The organism is Frankia sp. CcI49, assembly GCF_001983215.1.
In the GTDB taxonomy this organism is placed as follows: Bacteria; Actinomycetota; Actinomycetes; order Frankiales; family Frankiaceae; genus Parafrankia; species Parafrankia irregularis.
Genome location: NZ_MOWP01000039.1, coordinates 54,812 through 73,360, shown reverse-complemented (window position 1 = coordinate 73,360; position 18,549 = coordinate 54,812). Strand labels below are relative to the sequence as shown.

The window sequence follows — 18,549 nt, the reverse complement described above, 5'->3', positions numbered from 1 at the left end:
TCCTGTGAAGGCCCCGATCGTTCCCTAGTGGGCATGCGCCCACTAGGGTGGGCGCATGCCCACTAGTTCGCGGGACCAACCGCGACCATCGGGGAACGAGCCTCATCAGGCCAGGCGGGTCGCGGAGTCCTTCGGGGCGGACGCCGAGCGCTACGACCGGACTCGCCCGCACTATCCTGACGCACTCGTCGAGCGGATCGTCGCCGCGAGTCCCGGACGGGACGTGGCCGACGTGGTCGACGTGGTCGACGTCCTGGACATCCTCGATGTCGGCTGCGGTACCGGGATCGAGGCCCGGCAGTTCCAGGCGGCGGGATGCCGGGTGCTGGGAGTCGAGCCGGACCCCCGGATGGCCCGGTTCGCACGGCGCCGCGGAACCGACGTCGAGGTGGCGACCTTCGAGGACTGGGACCCGGCCGGCCGGGAATTCGACGCGGTCGTCGCCGGCACGGCCTGGCACTGGGTCGACCCGGTCGCCGGGGCGGCCAAGGCGGCCCGGGTGCTGCGGCCCGGTGGCCTGCTCGCGCCTTTCCACCACGTGTTCCAGTACCCGCCGGAGATACTGGACGTCCTCGGTGCTGCCTACCGTCAGGCGGCGCCGGACATGCCGGTCAACCTCGACCCGCTGCGCCAGGCCCTGGACGCCTACCAGGCACTTTTCACCAAGATCGCTGATGGTATCCGTCGTTCGGGCGGGTTCGGTGAACCGGAGCAGTGGCGGTTCGACTGGGAGCGCACCTACACCCGGGACCAGTGGCTGGACCAGCTGCCCACCCACGGCGGGCTCACGCTGCTCCCACCGGATGGGCTGGCGGCGGTCCTGGCGAGCATCGGCACCGCGATCGACGCGATGGGCGGCAGCCTCACGATGTCCTACGCCACGGTCGCGGTCGTCGCATCGCGAACCGGCGCTGTCGGCTCACAGGGCGAGTTCGCGGTCCGCTGATGCCTGGAGGGCGGGGATCAATGTGCTGACCCGTTCAAGCTGGTCGAGCTGCGAGGTCAGGTCCAGGGCACCCAGCCGGGTGACGAGGTGGCGCGCTCCGGCGGCGACATACCGGGCCAGGCCCGCGAGGACCTGGTCGGCCGAGCCGGTGAGCACCGCCTGGATCCGCGCCAGATCGTCCAGCGGCATCCCGTAGGTGGCCCGGGCGTAGTCCTCCATCGCTCGGCGACCGCGTTCGGGGTCGTCGTCGATCCGTACCGAGACGAACAGTGCGGGGGTGATGTCGCCGTCGGCCCGACCGGCGCCGGTCGCCGCCGTGCGGACGTCCCGGAGCCCGGACGCGTAGTCGGCGGGGTCGGGCGGGTAGGGCAGCCAGCCGTCGTACATCCGGCCGGTGCGGCCCAGCGCGGCCGGGGTCGCGCCACCGAGCCAGACCGGTGGGCCGCCGGGCCGGAACGGCCTGGTCGCGGGCGGGAGGTCGGTGAACCTGAGGAGCTCGCCGTGGAAGGAGCCGGCGCCGTTCCACAACGCCCGCCACAACGCGACCGTCTCGTCCAGTCGGGTGAAGCGCCGTTCCCACGGCACCTCGGACAGGTGGTAAAACGGGCGGCCGAACGGGCCGGGGAAGCCGGCGCCCACCGCCACCGTGAGCCGCCCACCGGAGAGCAGGTCGATCGACGCCAGGGACTGCGCGGCCTGCACCGGCCGGCGCAGGAACGGCAGCAGCGCGCCCGTTCCCAGGGCCACGGCCTCGGTCGCGGGGGCGAGCGCGGCCAACATCGTCAGCGCTTCGATGCGTGGGCTGATCAGCGTGTCGTTGACGAAGAGCGAGGTGAAACCGAGGCCTTCGGCCCGGCGCCCGAAGGCGACCAGCTCGCGGGGATCATCGCCTGGGCCCCACTGCGAGGCACCGGTCGGAAGCAGTACGCCGATGTTCATGGCGACGATGCTCGCGGCCGCGGTGTGCGGCAACAATTCCCGGCAGGGAATGCCCAGCGGCGATGCCCAGGCGGGGAAGGCCGTCGGGGAATGCCCGGGAGCCGTCGCCGGTACAACAGATCCGTGGACTTTCCCCGCGCGCTCCGCGACCGCCGTACCCACCGGCGTCTCAGCCAGCTGGATCTGGCGCTGCGGGCGGGAACCACCCAGCGCCATCTCAGCTTCATCGAGTCGGGCAGGTCCGTCCCCGGCCGGAACATGGTTCTGCGCCTGGCCGAATCACTGGAACTGCCGTTGCGGGAGCGTAACGAGCTGCTGCTGGCCGCCGGATACGCGCCCGTCTACCCGGAGAGCTCGTTCGACGACCCGGCGCTGGCCCCGGTGCGCGCGGCGATCGAGCACATCGTTCGTGGGCACCTGCCGTACCCGGCACTGGTCGTCGACCGCAACGGTGACCTGATCGCGGCGAACGACACGTTCGACCTGATCACCGAGGGTGCGGCGCCCGAGCTGGTCGGCCCGGGAACGAACGTCTACCGGCTCGCGCTGCATCCCGACGGCATCGCGCCGCGGATACGCAACCTCGCCGAATGGGCGCGGCACATCCTGGCGCGACTGGGCCATCTGACGCAGCTGCGCGCCGAACTCGCCGGCTACGTTCCCGAGCTGGCGCCGTCGGACGGGTCTCTCGGTTTCGCGGTTCCGCTCCACCTGGATTCATCACGCGGTGAGCTGCGCCTGATGACAACCGTGACGTCCTTCGCCACCGCCGTCGATGTGACCCTCGCGGAGCTGAAGCTGGAGGCGTTCCTGCCGGTCGACACCGCGACGACAGCTGCCCTCTCCGCCGCCAGCCGGCCTCGGTAGCCGGCCCTCTCGGCGGCTACCGAGGCCGGCTGAGGCTTTCCGGGCCGGGTGTGACACGCACACGTACTCGCTGTTGCCGCGATGTTGCGTAGCGGCGCCGAACGTTGGGGAAAGTTTTGGGCTGGCACGTAAACCTGGCCGCACCGAAGTCGCTCTTAGGAGGTGGAAACAGCCGAAGGGCAGCTGGGGTACCCGGTGGGTGATGTCACCGCCGCCAGCGTCCACCAGAGCAGGAGGCGTCGATGGCGGAACGTCCTGACAGCCCATCCCTCATCCGATCACGGTGGCGTCCTTCGGGGCGGCGGCTGACCCGCGCCCTCGGCAGGCTGACGGCGGTGGCCCTGGTCGGGCTGGTGACCGCCACAGCCGCGGGCCCGGCGACGGCTGCCGGCCCCGGCGGTGCCGGCCCCGGCGGTGGTGGCGGCCGGACGTCGGCTCCGACCGTGGACGGGGTGAAGGTCGGCTGGCTGCCCAGGGGCGTCAGCCTCGTCGATGTGCAGCCGACCACGCGGATCGGCAGGAATGTCATCGTCGCCCGTTTCGAGGGCGCTGACACCCGCGTTTCGCTGACCATCCAGCGGGAGACACCGGACGCCACGCTCGATGAGGTGGCCAGCGCCTACGCCCAGTACTACCCCGCGCAGTATCTGGGACGGATCGCGCTGCGCGGCACCGAGGCCGTCACCCTGCGGACCAGCAGCGGCGGAATCAACGAGCTGACCTGGGTCGAAGGTGACCCGTCCGTGGTGCTGACCGTCGGCGGCTCCGTCGGTGGGATCAGGACCCCCACGGTGGGCCCGCTGCCCGAGGCCGACCTGCTCCGCGTCGCGGGTTCGCTCACCGTCGGCCCGGCCCCGGCGCAGACGGCCTGGCAGAAGGCGTCGGAACCGCGGATCAGGGCTGCCTTCACGACCGCCCTCAACAGCTCCGATGCCCCGCCGCGGGTTCCGCTGGCCGCCGTCGAGAACGGCCAGCGCCTGGTCGGCCTCCTGGAGCAGTTCCGGGCCACCTACCCGGGCCTGACCGCGCAGATCACCGTGAACAAGGTCTACATCTGGGCGCATGACCGCGCCTCGGTCAACTTCACCGTCGCCTACAGCTACGGGGGCTTTTCCGGTTCGATCGGCAGCAGCGGCCAGGCAGTGTTCGACCGCGGCTCCTGGAAGGTCTCGGAGCAGACCTACCGCAACGTTCTCGGACTTGCGTCCGGGCTCGGAGGTGCTGTGGCGTAGCCCGCTGACCAGCGGTTTCCGGAGGTCATGCGGCCATGATGCGCCGCGCCGCCGGAGCCGCTGACTGCCTGACCGCTCGCCGGCGGCGCGACGCGAACCCCGCGCCGCCGGCGACTCACAGTCGGCTCAGCGTGCCCGCGGGGGCGACGGTCCGCATCACGGCGGACCGTCGCCCCGTCGCCGTCCATGCGGCGGAACCGGGCAGCCGGGCCCATCGATGGGGGCACTCGATGGACGGGGCGTCCTACGAGTCGTTCGAGGATTTCATCACCGCCTCGGCTGACCGTTTGATGAGGACCGCCTTTTTGCTCACCGGCAACCGCCATGCGGCCGAGGATCTGCTGCAGGGTGCCCTGGAACGCACCTATCAGCGATGGGACCGGGACCGGATCGTCACACCGGAGGCCTACGTCCGCCGGGTGATGGTGAACGCGGCCTCGCGCCGTTGGCGGTCACGGCAGTTCTTCCGGGAGGTGCCGCTGGACGCCGCCGCCGAAAAGGCCGACGCGTCCAGCGCGCCGGAGCTCGGATTACGGGACCAGGTGCTGCGTGCGCTGCACGAACTGCCGAAACGGCAACGCGCCGTCGTCGTCCTGCGTTATTACGACGACCTGCCGGAAGCGGCGGTCGCCGAGATCCTCGGCTGCAGCGTGGGCGCGGTCAAATCCCACGCGTCACGGGCGCTGGCCCGGCTGCGGACGAGCCAGCATCTGGGAGATATCCGCGTCCGAAGCGAGAGGGGGCACTGATGCCAGCCGAGCCGGCAGATGACGATCGTCCCGGCTCCGGGCCGCGTTCGCGGGTGCGCTCCGGGCGGCGTGCCGCCCGCCGTTCGGTGTGGCGTTCCAGGTCCGGTTCCGGGGCCGGTTCCAGCAGGAATCCCGCACCTGATCCGGTCTTCGAGCAGACGTTGCGTGAGCTCTTCGACCGGGCCACTCAGTCCGTCACCGCACCGCCCGGTCTGGCCGCCAGAGTGTGCACTCCCGTGCGACCGGGCCGCCCTGGGCGGCGAATGGCGCTTGCGCTTGGAGCCGTGGTGCTGGCGACGAGCGGCGTGATCCTCGGCAGTGTGACCGTCGTCCGGGACCTCATTCCTGACCGGGGTGTCTACTCCATCGCATCAGCGGACGGCAGCACGAGCCCGGGGCCGGGCACCGGGGTGGTCGTACATCCGGATGCGGCGGCGACCAGCGCGACAGCCGCCCCGCCGTTGGTCTCCACGCCGCCGGTGCTCTCCGCCCCGCAGCCCTCCTACGCCCAGCCGGACCAGGCGACGATCGACGAGATCACGACTGCGTTCACCGAGGCCTTCGACGCCTCCGGCGATATCGACGCCGGGTTGGCCTACGTCGAGGGCGGGAAGGGCTACCACGACATGGCCGTTCAGTGGAGGCAGCGCTATCCAGGTGTCGCCGCAAGCCTCAAGGTATCGCCTGAGAACATCAGACTGACCGCCAGCGACCAGGCCACGGTGAGCCTCCTCATCACCCACTCCGACCCCACGCTCGGTGCGAAGTGGGGGTACCAGATCAGGCGGGAGGCGAACGCCGTCCGCGTCGCCGGCCGTTGGCTGGTCAGCGCCAGCACGTACTCGTTCCTCGTCGGAACCTCCTGAGCCGACGGCCGGGGCCGATGGGCTACTTCGCCTGGTCGGGGCCGAGGCGGCGGTCGATATCCATACCGTGGTGGATCAGTTCGTGGGCGGCTCGGTAGGCGGTCTCCCGAACTGTTCGTCGCTCGCCCGCCCTGGTTCCGCCGCGGTCCCAGGCAGGGCCCGTGACCCCGGCCAGTTCGGCGGTCAGTGCCGCGAGCCCGGAGCGGAGCCGGTCGGCGGTCTCGTCGGGTGTCCGGTCGTTGTGGCGGCCCGCGGCGACGAGCGCGTCGTGATCGATGACCTCGAGCTCCGGTTCGTCGGCGGCGAGCAGATGCGCGACACGGCGCGCGAACAGTTCGAGGACGTCGGCGGTATGCCCCGCGTACTCCAGAGCCGTCCAGCCGGGCATGTGACGTGCCCGCAGCCGTTCGACGGGGTTCGCTACGAGGCGCTCGGCGAGTACGGCGACGAGCGCGGTGAGCCGCCCGGCGACCTCGGTGAGTGGCACGGTGGCCGAGTCGAAACCGCACGCTGCGCACGGCGGCAGGGGCGCAGAGGTGGCGACGATACCCATGCCCAAGGCTAGCCGGCCACGCCGCCCGTCATCCCAGATGCGCGGGCTCGGGCGTCCTCGGTCCCGGTGTGAGCCGGCGTTCGCGGTATTCCGACGGGCTCTCCCCGGTCCAGGTGCGGAAGGCGCGGGCGAGCGCGCTGCCGCTGCCGAACCCCACCTCGACGGCGATCTCGCCGACCGACATCGTCGATGTACTGAGCATGGCCATGGCCCGGAACAGCCGCGCCTGCCGCAGATGGTCCCGCCACGTCTGGCCGAGCACCGCCGCGAACCGGCGCCGCAGCGCGCGCTCGGAGATGCCGACGGCCCGGCATACCGAGACCGCGTCGGCGTCGGCGAGGTGGCCCGCCGTGTAGGCGATCACGTCCTGGACGATCACGTCGTCGCAGATCGGCAGGGACAGCGGGGCCGTGTGCGCGAGCTGGTGGCGGACGACCCCGGCCAGCGCATGGAAGAAGACGCTGGCCTCGGCGGCGTCACCCGTCGCCTCGCTCTCCCCGCACGCCTCGCTCTCCCCGCACGCCCTGCTCTCACCGTGAATGGGCCACCGCACCGCGTACCGCATCATCTCCCGCAGCACCGGCGGTACGGCGATGATGGCCGTTCGCGTCTGTGGGAAGGCGAACTCCGCGGGGTCGAAGAAGACCGCGATCGTGGTCACGTCCCGCAGCAACGGCGCATGCTCGACGCCGGCCGGAATCCACGCCGCATGCAGGGGCGGCAGAAGGTAATGCGTCTGCGGGGTGTAAATCTCGGCCAGGCCGTCGACGGCGTACTCGATTTCGTGCAGGTCATGCCGGTGCCAGTAGGAAATCGGTTCGGTCGCGCGATGTTCCACGGTACCGGCGGTGACCGTCACGCTCCGGCGCATCGGTATCAGCGGCGCGTCCGGCACGACCGGATCGTAGTTCGGGGCGTCGCCTGCCCGAAAGCGATCTGGCCGTCGGGGTGGGGAATCGGGCCGTTCGGGTCGTACCCCCGGGTCGAGATCCCCCTACTGTCGTGCACGCCGGCGGGCCGATGGGCCGGCCTGGTGACCGGCCCGCGACCCCGCGGCCCGCGTTCGCGGATCTCTGCCGCCGAGGAGACGACGAGACCATTGGACGAGCATGACTTCCGGTCCGCCGCGATGGCGTTGGCCGCGATGGACCACCTGGGCGTACCCGAGCTGAGGACCCTCTACAAGCTGGAGCGGACCGCGGCCCGGCTCTACGAGCGACTGGCCGACCGGATCGACGGCGGCGAGGCCGCGGAACTGGTCCGGCGAAACGCGAGGGAGGAGCTGGGGCACGCCAATCGGGTGCGTCGCGCTCTCACCCTCAAAACCGGCCGTCCCTTCCAGCCGACGCCGGACCTGGATGAGGGCTACCCGGTCGAGGCCCCCGCGATGGTGGATGCGGCACTGCTGGCCGCCGTCGTCGCCGGGGAACGCGYGGGAGACGCGGACTACCAGCGATGGGCGGACGCGGAGCCAGACCCCGAGGTCGCCCGCCTCCTGCGGGCCAGCGGACGTGAGGAGGCCGGCCACGCCGATCGCTTCCTCCAGGCGATCGACCTGCTCGGCGCGGGCCACTGACAACACGGAAAATCTCCCTGTCCGCTCTGTCGTTCCATCGTCCACCCGGCTGTCTCACGACGGTCTCCCGGCCCTTCCAGGAGGAAACCATGGCATTTGATGGTGTCTCGCACCTGAGCCTCACCGTGACGGACCTCGACCGAAGCACCGCCTGGTATCGGGACGTTCTCGACTGGAAGGAACTGCTCCGCGACCGCGGCGAAACAACGACATTCGCCCACGGGGTGCTTCCCGGCGGGCTGAGCATCGTCCTGCGTCAACACGATCAACCGGGCGCGACCGCCTTCGACGAGACCCGGCCCGGCCTGGACCATCTGTCGTTCTCGGTGTCGGAACCGGCGGACCTGGACCGGCTGGTGTCAAGACTCGCCGGCATCGGCGCCGTGTTCACCCCGACCCAGGAACTGCCGTTCGGGCGGCTGCTCGCCTTCCGCGACCCGGACAACATCGCGCTGGAGGCACTCCTGCCCGGGTGAAGGCACCGTGGCCGGTGGGTGAGGACACCGTGGCCGGTGGGTGAGGGCGCCGTGGCGACTGCTGCGAGGAGCCTCCTGACGGCCATGCTGTCACCGCCGCGGGCGTACGCCAGCCAGGGCCCACCTCGCCGCGGACGGGGCGTGCCGCCGGAAACGCGGTTCGTCACGGCGAATTCGGTGAATGGCATCCCTGGCTACGCGGTGTTCCAGTGTTGACGCTCGAATGGATGCCGTAGATCGAATCGACCGGTTTACCGCGCGGCGGTGCCGCCGCACTTTCGGTCGGGAACTGCCCGGTCGGAACCGGACGGGTATCCCCTCTCCGGGGCTTCGGTGCTCGGCCGTAGGATCCGCGCCGTGCCACATGAAATGGGTAGGCTCACCGCGGTGGTCCGGAAATCCCGTCGAATGACGGGTTTCCGCCGTGCTGGTTGACCGGGCGCGGGTGGAGGCGGCGCTGCCCGGCTACGAGCTGGGTGAGCAGCTGGGTGCGGGCGGCTTCGGGCTGGTGCTGGCCGCTTCGCATCGTCGTATGGCCCGCGACGTCGCCATCAAGGTGCTCGCCGGAGCCGGTCGGGCCGGGAATGAGCTCGCGCCTGGGCTCGGGGAGGACCGGGCTGCGGCGGGCATCGCCAGTGAAGCGGTCATTCTGGCGAACCTGGATCATCCGCACATTGTCCGGGTGTACGACTATCTCGAGTTCGATGACCTTCGCCTGATTGTCATGGAGAGGCTTTCCGGGGGGCCGCTCAGTAGTCATCTGAATGTCCTGGGCGGTCCGCGGGCATGTGCGGTCGGCCTCGCGGTGGCCAGTGCGCTCACCTGCGCGCATGGTCACGGTGTTCTGCACCGTGACATCAAGCCGGAGAACATGCTTTTCGACGCGGCGCGGCTGTTGAAGGTCGCCGACTTCGGGATCGCGAAACTGGTGACCGGCCCGGAGGCGATGGCCAGCGCGGTGGTCGGCACTCCGCTTTTCATGGCTCCCGAGCAGATGGCGGCCGGCCGGTTGAGCGCGGCCACCGACCTTTATTCACTCGGAGTGGTCCTGCATCTGCTGTTGTCGGGTGGCACGGCGGCGGTGAACGGGCCGGCCGTCGTGCCACCGGTGGTGTGGCAGGATCATCTCGCCGCGCGGCGCCTGCTGCCGGATGATGTGCCGGCGCCGGTCGCGGCGGTGGTGCTGCGGGCGCTCGCAGAGGACCCGGCGCAGCGTCCGGCCTCGGCCCGGGAACTGGCGATGGAGCTGGCCGAGGCCGCCGCGAGTTCCTACGGCAGCGGGTGGATCGCCCGCACGGGCCTGGTGCTCTACCTGGACGAGGCGGTCCGCTCGGTTGCCGAGCGGGAGTCGCCTTCGCCGCTTCCACTCCCACCGGCAGCCGGGGCGGTACCCGGTGAGTCGGCGGTGGGCACGCCGGTGGTGGGCACGCCGGACCCGGATGCGTCCACTTCAGGCGCCCCTGACCTGCCTGTCCCCGACCTGCCTACCCCTGACCCGTTGGCTCGCGACCTGTCGGCTCGCGAAACCCCCGCTCCGGGCGGGTCGCAGACTCCTCGCCCCGGTGCGGCGCGACGTAAGCACCGCGCCCCTGCTGTCCCCGGCAAGAGCGGTCGAGGCCTGAACCGGCGGAGCCTCCTGATCGGCGTTCCCGCCGCCGCGGCTGTCGCGGCCGCTGGCGTCGGCGCGGCGGTCGCCGTGAACCGGGCCCGTGACAGCACCCCGGACGAACCTGTTCTACGTCCGCTCGGCGAACCACTGCCTGGTCATACCGGCTGGGTCACCTCCCTGGTGGCCTTCCCGGATGGTCGGATCCTGGCCAGCGGCAGCAGCGATGGCACGTTCCGGCTGTGGGATGTCTCGGATCCGGCGCACCCGCGCGCGATGTGGGCGTCGCCGGACCTCGGCGAGGGAGTGCTGTCGCTGGCGTTGTCCACCAACGGATATCAGCTCGTGAGCGGGCACTGGGACCGGAAGGTCCGGATGTGGGACGTCCGTGACCCTGAGAACCCGACCGAGATCACCATCCGCCTGCCGGCCGGCAGGGACCGGGTGACGTCGGTGAGTTTCGGCGATGACCCGCGCATCCTGGTCTGCGGGGGCCAGTTCGGCGAGGTGCGGATCTGGAATGTGGCCGACCCGACGAACCCGCGCCAACTCGGCCTCTTCGACGCTGTGCAGAACACGGTTGGCACGGTGCCGAGCGTGGCCGACAGCCGGCAGGGCAAGATCACCTGGGCGCGGCCGACGCTCGCCCCGTACGCCACGCTCGTCGCGGCCTACGACGGCGAGGCGATCCAGCTCTGGGACCTGCCGGCCCTCGACGCCCCGTCGCGGATCCCACGGCCCCTACGCGGGCACAGCGGCGAGGTGCACGGATTCGCCTTCTCCCCGGACGGGCTCGTGCTCGCCTCCGGGGGCAAGGACCTCGACATCCGCCTGTGGGATCTGACCAACGCGACCGATCCGAAGACACTCGGCAAGCCGCTGWCCGGGCACAGGAGCAGAGTGTGGGCGCTGGCGTTCTCCAGCGACAGAAACCGGCTGGTGAGCGGCAGCTGGGACCGGACCATCCGCCTGTGGGATGTGGAGAATCCGGCGGCCCCGCGGCTGGTGGCGAGGTCCGGCACCGACCACAAGGACCAGCTGCTGGCCGTCGTGTTCGCGCCGGACGGCCGCACCGTCTTCAGCGGATGCAAGGGAGGTGAGATCAGGGTGTGGGACGTCTCCGGCCATTCCGCCGGCACGGCACCGTGATGTTCAGCGCACGACGTCGGCGAGGGCCTCGTCGCCGAGCCCGATGGCGTCGTAGTGCCGGCGGGCTGTTTCCAGCTTGGTGAAGACGTCCTCATGGCCGACCGCGTTGCCGTCGGGATCGACGTACACGTACGACCCCGAGACGTGAAAGAGGGTCACCATCTCGTCGACGTCCTCGGGGACAACCAGGGTGTGCGTCTCTCCGGGTGGCTCGAAAGCGTAGYCGCCCGCCGTCGCGACCCAGTCGTGCTCGAGGTAGTGCCAGCGCCCACGCAGGGTGAACGCGTGGACGGGCCCGGCGTGCCGATGCCGCGACAGAACCCCGCTGYGCCGAACCCGCAGCAGATTGACGTAGTACCCCTGAGTGACGCACAGGAACAGTGGACGGAAGGCCACACCGGGCGCCTGCGGAACCCAGAGTTCCTCATCGCAGTCCAGATCGAGGGCGTCGGCGATGACGACATCCGAAACCATGCCGGGTGGCTGTGGCCCACGATAGGCAACCCGTTCGTCGACCTCGGCCTGACCAGTCGGCGCCATGGCAACCTCGTTCCTCATGGTCGCGCTCAGGTGCCCCCAGCTTCGCGCGCGCGATTTTCACGGTTACGGCGGGAATACTCCGCGGCCCTGGTCCCCGCCGCCGGCAGAGGAGCCCGCAACACTGTTTCCGGTCCGTACCACCGTAGCGCTGCTCGGCCAGGTGTAAACCGGACGTCTGTGCAGCGTAAGGCTTCCTGATTCGCCGGGTCCGCATAGGTATGAAGAGAGATCCATCACCTTTATGGGTATCCGGAGCAAGGGCTGTGATCAGCGGCTTCTGTTTTCGGCCGGTCTGGTGTGATTGTGCGATCCGGTGCCGGGTCCGAGGGATTTCTCGCGCACCCCGCAGGCTCGGGCCTCCCGCTCTGCTGTTACCGCAGCTGCGGTCTGGGCTGCCACGCTGCCGCTCATCTGCTGTTTTGGCCCGGCCATCGCAGTCGGGCGTCCAGCGGGTGGGCGATGGCGCGCACGGCCTGGTGGTCCCCAGGGGCGCTCGCCGGTGGATCGCCGTGCGAAGGATCACATGCGCGCGAGCCGTCGACTGGTGGCGCTCACCGGCTGGCASCCGGGCAGGTGGCGGGACCGGTGCGCGCGGAAGTGCCGGGAATATGCGATCCTGCGGATCATGACCACCAAACCGGAAGTGAACCCGACGACCGGATCGGTCACCGCGCTGCGGATCTGCCCGTTGTGCGAGGCGACCTGCGGATTGGAACTACAGATTGCCGGCGGTCGGGTCAGGACCGCCCGTGGTGACGTGAACCATCCCCTGAGCCGTGGCTACCTCTGCCCCAAAGGCGCATCGTTTCCCGCGCTGCTGAACGACCCCGACCGACTGCRCCGCCCACTGGTTCGGGACCGGTCGACCGGCGCGCACCGCGAGGTGAGCTGGGCCGAGGCCTTCGCCGCCGTCCACGCCGGGCTGAGCCGGGTTGTCGGCGCCCACGGCTCGGACGCGGTGGCACTCTATTCGGGAAATCCGAACGCCCACACGATGGCCGGCTCCCAGCACCTGCCCGCCTTCGCCCGTGCGCTGCGTACCCGTTCGCTGTTCAGTGCCTCGACGGTTGACCAGATGCCGATGCATGTGGCGTGTGGCCTGGTCTTCGGCCATCCCGGCCTGATCCCGGTGCCCGATCTGGACCGCACCGGCTACCTGCTGGTTCTCGGGGCGAATCCGGCGGTGTCCAACGGCAGCCTGTGCACGGCTCCCGACTTCGCGGGCCGGCTGGCCGCGATCCGGTCGCGGGGCGGGAAGGTCGTCGTGGTCGACCCGCGGCGGACCCGTACCGCGACGCTCGCCGACGAGCACCTGCCGATCCGGCCCGGCTCCGACGCCCGCTGGCTGTTGGCGATCGTCAACGTGCTCGCCGCCGAAGGCCTGATCCGGCTGCGCGCGCTGGCCGGCCACGTGACGGGGGTCGAGCGGGTCGTCGAGCTCGCCGCGCCGTTCACGCCGGAGGCGGTCGAGGCGAGCTGCGGCATCCCGGCTGACACGACCCGGCGGATCGCCCGCGAACTGGCGGCGGCACCGCAGGGGGCCGTCTACGGCCGGATGGGCACCACGACCGTCGAGTTCGGGGCGACGACCAGCTGGCTAACCCTGGTGCTGAACGTGCTCACCGGCAATCTGGACGCACCCGGCGGCATGATGTTCGGCCGCGGCGCGCACGGTCGGGCCGACCGCGTGCCGGCAGGGCCGGCAGGGCCGGCTGGGCTGGCTGGGCTGGCAGGGCCGGCAGGGCCGGCTGGGCCGGCTGGGCCGGCGGGGCAGCCCGGGCGGCCCGGCGGCGGCCGTGGGTGGAGCATCGGGCGCTGGCACACCAGGGTGCGCCAGCTGCCCGAGGTCATGGGGGAGCTGCCGGTCGCCGCGCTGGCGGAGGAGATCGACACTCCGGGCGAGGGACGGCTGCGGGCCCTGTTCACCGTCGCCGGTAACCCGGCTCTGTCCACGCCGGACTCCGGCCGGCTCGCCGTGGCCCTGGCCCAGCTCGACTTCATGGTGAGTGTCGACCCCTACCTGAACGAGACGACCCGGCATGCGGATGTGGTGCTCCCGCCGACCGACTCGGCGCGCGTGGGCCACTACGACTTCAGCCTCGGCGCGCTGGCCGTCCGGACGGTGGCGGCCTACTCGCCACCGGTGCTCCCACCCGATCCGGGCGGGATGGCCGAGCACGACATCCTGGCCAGGCTCGCGCTCATCGTGCTGGCCGCCGGTGACGGCACCGGCGACAGCCGCGACGGCGACGGCGGCGATGGGGAGCTGCCGGCGGGGGTGCCGAGTGCCGACGCGGTGGCGGCCTTCCACGAGACCCTGATCGGCGACGCGTTGCGGCGTGCTGTCGGCGAACCGGGCTCGCCGGTGCTGGGGCGTGACGTCACCGAGCTACGCGCCCAGCTCGACGGTGACAGCGTTCCGGAGCTGCTGCTGGACGTCGCACTACGCACAGGGCACTTCGGTGACGGATTCGGCGCCCGGCCGGACGGGCTTCGTCTCACCACCCTGCTCGCGAACCCGCACGGGGTCGATCTCGGCCCGCTCACCCCGCGGCTGCCCGCCCCGCTGCGGACGGTCAGCGGGACGGTCGAGCTGTGCCCGGAGCCGATCGTGGCCGAGCTGGGCCGGCTGCGCGCCACCCTGGACGCACCCCCCCAGGCGRCATCGCCTCCGGACTCAGGCCGCAGGCCTGCTTCGGACACACCCGAGCTGACCCTGATCGGACGTCGTCACCTGCGGACGAACAACAGCTGGATGCACAACGTCCCGGCGATGGCGAAGGGGCGTAACCGCTGCACGCTGCTGGTTCACCCCCTCGACGCGGCTCGCCACGGGGTGCGCGACGGTGGCTCCGCAAGGGTCACCTCCGCCGTCGGCTCGCTGGACGTCGCGGTGCAGGTCAGCGACGAGGTGATGGCCGGAGTCGTGTGCCTGCCCCACGGGTGGGGCCACGGGCTGGCCGGGACCAGGATGTCGGTCGCCGCGCAGCATGCCGGCGTGAACACCAACATCCTCACCGACGGCTCCCGGTTGGATCCGCTGTCGGGCACCGCCGTGCTCAACGGCATTCCGGTGCGGGTCACCCCACTTGGCTGAGCGGCACTCGGTGCGGCGTAGAGGAGCCCGGCTCCTGCCTCGGCCCGGCGGCTCGAGCCGGGGCAGGGGCCGTGATGCATCCGACGGCGGGACCATCCTGATCCTCACGCTCGGTTACCTCATGCTGGCGGCGATGCTCGCCGTGGTCGTCACCGACGTCTCGGTGGTCTACCTGGCCCGCCGGTCGGTCGCGTCCGCGGCGGACGGCGCCGCGCTCGCCGCCGTCCAGCGCATCGACGAGAACGCGATCTACAGCGCGACGGAGGACTTCGAGGCGCTGCCGCTGCGTGACATCGAGGACACCGTCGCCGACTACGAGACCCGGGCGGACCCCTCCGGCCGGACGGCCCTGAGCGCGGAGCTCGTCGACGCGGCTACCGTGCGGGTCGAGGGGGCCCGGGAGGTCCGGCTGCCCGTGGTCGGCGTGCTCGGGGTCGGGCCGATCACCGTGCGCGCGGGAGCGCAGGCCCAGGCGAGGGTCCGGGCACCCGTCGGGCCCTGACCCCGCTCAGGCGGCCGGCCCCCGTCGGGCCGCCTGACGGCCCCCGTCGGGCCGCCTGAGCATCGGAGATCTCCGCCGGGCGGTTCAGATCTCGTCGGTGGTGCCGGAGCCGGCCGGTGCCTCCGCGCGCGGGGCGGGAACGATCCCGCCGCGCCCAGGGGCGGCGACCATCGCGCCGAAGTCGGCGCCGCCGCCGGCGCCGGGCAGCGGCGCCGGCTCAGGCTCGGAGATCCAGGCCGAGGTGATCGCGACCAGCTCGTCGAAACCGTGCCCGGTACGTATCTCCGCGAGGTCGGAGACATCTCGCACGAGCCGGGCCACCCATTCGGCGGGGCGGCGGGCGGCCAGCGTCACCGCCTCGGAGGCGTGTTCGATCGCCTCGTCGCGGTCGGGGCAGGCACGGGCGACAGCCGCCCGCGACTGCGCCATCCGGACCGAGACGATCATGCCGGTCTGGCCGCTGCGCGCGATGAGTGACGCCGCGCGGTCGAGGTACGGCGTCGCCTCGTCGGCGGCGCCGACCGTGGTGAGCGCCTCCGCGCAGGCGAGGGCGAGATCGGCCGGCGAGTAGGTGTCGAGGCTGAAACCGGGCCGGCCGTGGGCCTCCTCGCCGAGCTCCGCCATGGTCGCCCAGGCGCGGGCGACCGCGTCGCGGACACCGGCGGCGTCCCCGGCGGCGGCACAGGCGCTGGTCGCCACCTTGCCGGCGATGAGTGCCCGGGTCGGGCTGCGGCCGGCGATCCGGGCCGCGGAGCCGGCGATCTGAAGTGCCACCGCCGGGCTGTGCGGGCGTACCACCCGCGCGCGCAGTGCCAGCGCCCGAGCGGCCAGTGGGCCGTCACCGGCCGCCCGGGCCAGCGACGCGGCCCGGTCGGCGCGGCTCGCCGCCCGCGCGTGCTGCCCGCGGTCGTAGGCGGCGGCCGCCGCGGCGGTCGTCACCGCGGCGTGCAGCCACATCCAGTCGATGGCCGGACGTCCACGCAGGCGGTACTGCTGCGGAATCGTCCGGGTGGTCTCCTCCAGCGGCTCGAGCGTGGAGGCCGTGACAGCGAGGTCGACGGTCTCGTAGTTGGCCACCGCCGCGCGCAGCGCCGCCAGGCAGGTGTCGTGCAGGCTGGCGGCGGTCTCGTGCCCCGCCGTTCCGGGGGACTCGGCTTTCATCGGGACCACGCCCGGGCGGCCTGCCCCGGGGAGGCCAGCAGGTCGGATGCCGGACGGCGCCGTCGGGCGGAATGACGTGCCTGACATTCGCAAACAGGTCGTCCGGGCCCGGCCGGGTATCCGGCGGGCATCGGATGCCGGCTGTTGCGAGTACGCATATCCGCTGACCTCACGTCTGATGCTTTGCCGCTGCCATCAGCTGACGTCGCCGGCCAGGACCGGCGCCGCGGGTGCTGGCCGCGGGCCGGAAGGGACGACATCAGACACCGGTGGTGGGCCCGCCGGTCGATGCCTGCTCCAAAGCGTGCTTAGTCCGAATACAGAAGAACGTGTGGACGGCAGCACCTTCGATGCCGGGCCTGATCAGGCAGCAGCATTGCCGCCAGAGCTACGTCATTGCCACCGGGGCCGCATCGCCCGCTTCTCGTACGGCAACCCGATCAACCCGCACGGTGCCCGCGTCAGCGCGGATGCCTTTGCGAGGTGTGGGCCGCCCACCGGCATCGCGGCGCGGTGGCCTCGATCCCGGCTCCGCGGACCCCGTCGTCCGCTGGCACGCGAGCCACCATGCGGCACGCCGCCCCGCACCGGCTCGGAAGGCCGCCCGGAAGCATTCGGGCCACCCGCCGAGCGAATGGAGGACGCCGCGCCTCACCGCGCCGCGATGGAAACGACGATATCGCTTCCGTCCGCCTCGGGAGCGGCTCGGGTGCGGGGCGTGATGTGGAACGCACCTCTCCCGATGCCATCGCCGAAACATCTCGTGCCATTTCGCTTGCTGCAGGTGACCTGGTCGGGCTGATGTTAACCAAGTATTTCAGCGTGCCGTTGCATGTTTCTTTCTGGTGACCCGACCGTCCGCGTGGCGCAGGCCACGTGGGCGCGGTGAACTCGCGGGCGGTGCGAAGGTTTCGACGACCGCGGTCATCGGTCCGCGGCGGGTGTGGGCCGGGCGGTCGATGCGGGCAGCGCGGTCGGCGTGGCCGGGCCGGGACACCCGCCCTGGGCCGGACGGCCCCGGAGTACCTGGCCGGACGGCCCCGGAGCGCCTGGCCGGACGGTCTGAGAACGCCCTGCGGGATGGTCCGGGATCCGCGTCCGATCAACCGTCCGCCGGCGCACCCGCGCTCGCCGGTAGGCTGGCCATCATGGCCGTCGACCTCTCCGAGGAGATCAAGACTCTCGACGCGACGCTGGCAGGTATCGAGGCCGTGCTCGATGTCGAGGGTCTGCGCCGCCGCGCCCAGGAACTGGAGCAGGAGGCGGCGGATCCGGACCTGTGGAGCGACCAGGCTCGCGCCCAGGCCGTCACCAGGCGGCTGTCCGGTGTCAAGGGCGACATCGGCCGGGTCGACGGTCTGCGCCGCCGCCTCGACGACCTGATCGCCGCCCTCGATCTCGGCGACGAGGACCTGCTCGCGGAGATGGCGGTGGACCTTCCGTCGCTGACGCGCGACATCTCCGCCCTCGAGGTCCGCACCCTGCTGTCCGGGGAGTACGACGAGCGCGATGCGATCGTCCAGCTCTCGGCGGGTGCCGGCGGGGTCGACGCGGCCGACTGGACCGCGATGCTGCTGCGGATGTACCTGCGCTGGGCTGAGCGGCACGGCTACGCGACGGAGGTGTTCGACACCTCCGAGGCGGAGGAGGCGGGCCTGAAGTCCGCGACCTTCCAGGTCAAGTGCCCCTACGCCTACGGGACGTTGCGCAGCGAGCACGGTGTCCACCGGCTGGTGCGGATCTCGCCGTTCGACAACCAGAACCGCCGGCAGACGTCGTTCGCCGGTGTCGAGGTCACACCGGCCGTCGAGGTCTCCGATCACGTCGACATCGACGAGAAGGAGCTGCGGATCGACATCTTCCGCTCCTCCGGGCCCGGCGGTCAGGGTGTGAACACCACCGACTCCGCGGTGCGCATCACCCACCTGCCGACAAACATCGTGGTGACCTGCCAGAACGAGCGCAGCCAGCTGCAGAACAAGGCCGCGGCGATGATGGTGCTGCAGGCGAAGCTGCTGGAGCGGCGTCGCGCCGAGGAGGCCGCCGAGAAGCAGCGGCTCACCGGCGGTCCGCAGGATGTGTCGTTCGGGTCGCAGATCCGGAACTACGTGCTTCATCCGTACCAGATGGTCAAGGACCTGCGGACCGAGGTCGAGACGTCCAACACGGGCGCTGTGCTCGACGGTGACATCGATGACTTCATCGACGGTGAGATCAGGTGGCGCAAGGCCATCGAAAAGGACGGATGAAGGGTCTTTCCGGCTGCTCTCCGTACTGATTCGGCGAGGGA

General features: G+C 71.3%; 17 protein-coding genes. 12 read left to right on the top strand and 5 right to left on the bottom strand.

Annotation, left to right across the window (positions count from 1 at the left end; genetic code table 11):
- Positions 1-55: 55 nt before the first annotated feature.
- Positions 56-946: a class I SAM-dependent methyltransferase gene (locus tag CcI49_RS33675; protein ID WP_076833404.1), complete on the top strand. Its 891-nt coding sequence runs from the start codon at positions 56-58 to the stop codon at positions 944-946.
- Here CcI49_RS33675 and CcI49_RS33670 read toward each other — a convergent pair.
- A complete protein-coding gene (locus CcI49_RS33670; protein WP_076833460.1) occupies positions 920-1,885 on the bottom strand; it encodes an LLM class flavin-dependent oxidoreductase in 966 nt (321 codons plus the stop codon). The genes CcI49_RS33675 and CcI49_RS33670 overlap by 27 nt on opposite strands.
- Positions 1,886-2,008: 123 nt before the next feature.
- Here CcI49_RS33670 and CcI49_RS33665 point away from each other — a divergent pair, with 123 nt between their 5' ends.
- From CcI49_RS33665 to CcI49_RS33650, 4 genes are all read left to right on the top strand, one after another.
- Positions 2,009-2,752, top strand: a complete 744-nt coding sequence (locus tag CcI49_RS33665; protein ID WP_076833403.1) for a helix-turn-helix transcriptional regulator — start codon at positions 2,009-2,011, stop codon at positions 2,750-2,752.
- Between the two features lie 242 nt (positions 2,753-2,994).
- On the top strand, positions 2,995-3,984 hold the full coding sequence (locus CcI49_RS33660; protein ID WP_241840386.1) for a hypothetical protein: 990 nt from the start codon (positions 2,995-2,997) through the stop codon (positions 3,982-3,984).
- A gap of 230 nt (positions 3,985-4,214) precedes the next feature.
- On the top strand, positions 4,215-4,733 hold the full coding sequence (locus CcI49_RS33655) for a SigE family RNA polymerase sigma factor (protein ID WP_076833456.1): 519 nt from the start codon (positions 4,215-4,217) through the stop codon (positions 4,731-4,733).
- The gene (locus CcI49_RS33650; protein WP_054570627.1) at positions 4,733-5,599 is read left to right on the top strand and encodes a hypothetical protein; all 867 of its coding nucleotides are present in this window, start codon (positions 4,733-4,735) and stop codon (positions 5,597-5,599) included. Before CcI49_RS33655 ends, CcI49_RS33650 begins: the two co-directional genes overlap by 1 nt.
- Positions 5,600-5,621: 22 nt before the next feature.
- Here CcI49_RS33650 and CcI49_RS33645 read toward each other — a convergent pair whose 3' ends face one another.
- Together CcI49_RS33645 and CcI49_RS33640 are read right to left on the bottom strand one after the other, a co-directional pair.
- Positions 5,622-6,086: a DinB family protein gene (locus CcI49_RS33645; RefSeq protein ID WP_158230851.1), complete on the bottom strand. Its 465-nt coding sequence runs from the start codon at positions 6,084-6,086 to the stop codon at positions 5,622-5,624.
- Between the two features lie 94 nt (positions 6,087-6,180).
- Positions 6,181-7,047 carry a helix-turn-helix transcriptional regulator gene (locus CcI49_RS33640; protein WP_083473847.1) on the bottom strand — a complete coding sequence of 289 codons (867 nt, stop codon included), beginning with the start codon at positions 7,045-7,047 and terminating at the stop codon, positions 6,181-6,183.
- Positions 7,048-7,251: 204 nt separating this feature from the next.
- Here CcI49_RS33640 and CcI49_RS33635 point away from each other — a divergent pair, with 204 nt between their 5' ends.
- The 3 genes from CcI49_RS33635 to CcI49_RS33625 all read left to right on the top strand — a co-directional run bounded on the left by CcI49_RS33635 (position 7,252) and on the right by CcI49_RS33625 (position 10,959).
- On the top strand, positions 7,252-7,728 hold the full coding sequence (locus CcI49_RS33635; protein WP_076833402.1) for a ferritin-like domain-containing protein: 477 nt from the start codon (positions 7,252-7,254) through the stop codon (positions 7,726-7,728).
- An 89-nt stretch (positions 7,729-7,817) separates the two neighbouring features.
- A complete protein-coding gene (locus CcI49_RS33630) occupies positions 7,818-8,204 on the top strand; it encodes a VOC family protein (protein ID WP_054570630.1) in 387 nt (128 codons plus the stop codon).
- Positions 8,205-8,628: 424 nt separating this feature from the next.
- Positions 8,629-10,959, top strand: a complete 2,331-nt coding sequence (locus CcI49_RS33625; protein WP_076833401.1) for a serine/threonine-protein kinase — start codon at positions 8,629-8,631, stop codon at positions 10,957-10,959.
- A 3-nt stretch (positions 10,960-10,962) separates the two neighbouring features.
- On the opposite strand, the gene CcI49_RS33620 is transcribed toward CcI49_RS33625, so the two are convergent.
- A complete protein-coding gene (locus tag CcI49_RS33620; protein ID WP_076833400.1) occupies positions 10,963-11,499 on the bottom strand; it encodes a 2,4'-dihydroxyacetophenone dioxygenase family protein in 537 nt (178 codons plus the stop codon).
- Between the two features lie 625 nt (positions 11,500-12,124).
- Here CcI49_RS33620 and CcI49_RS33615 point away from each other — a divergent pair.
- Together CcI49_RS33615 and CcI49_RS33610 are read left to right on the top strand one after the other, a co-directional pair.
- A complete protein-coding gene (locus CcI49_RS33615; protein WP_076833453.1) occupies positions 12,125-14,596 on the top strand; it encodes a molybdopterin-dependent oxidoreductase in 2,472 nt (823 codons plus the stop codon).
- Positions 14,597-14,630: 34 nt separating this feature from the next.
- Complete coding sequence (locus CcI49_RS33610; RefSeq protein ID WP_054570695.1) at positions 14,631-15,098, top strand: pilus assembly protein TadG-related protein; 468 nt, start codon at positions 14,631-14,633, stop codon at positions 15,096-15,098.
- A gap of 84 nt (positions 15,099-15,182) precedes the next feature.
- Here the strand turns inward: CcI49_RS33610 and CcI49_RS33605 are convergent, their stop codons facing one another.
- Positions 15,183-16,259, bottom strand: a complete 1,077-nt coding sequence (locus CcI49_RS33605; protein ID WP_054570633.1) for a hypothetical protein — start codon at positions 16,257-16,259, stop codon at positions 15,183-15,185.
- A gap of 723 nt (positions 16,260-16,982) precedes the next feature.
- Between CcI49_RS33605 and CcI49_RS44290 the strand changes: the two genes are divergently transcribed.
- Complete coding sequence (locus CcI49_RS44290) at positions 16,983-17,108, top strand: hypothetical protein (protein WP_277872774.1); 126 nt, start codon at positions 16,983-16,985, stop codon at positions 17,106-17,108.
- A 299-nt stretch (positions 17,109-17,407) separates the two neighbouring features.
- Entirely contained in the window at positions 17,408-18,508 is a 1,101-nt protein-coding gene (gene prfB, locus CcI49_RS33600; RefSeq protein WP_054570696.1) for a peptide chain release factor 2, read from the top strand.
- Positions 18,509-18,549 lie beyond the last annotated feature (41 nt).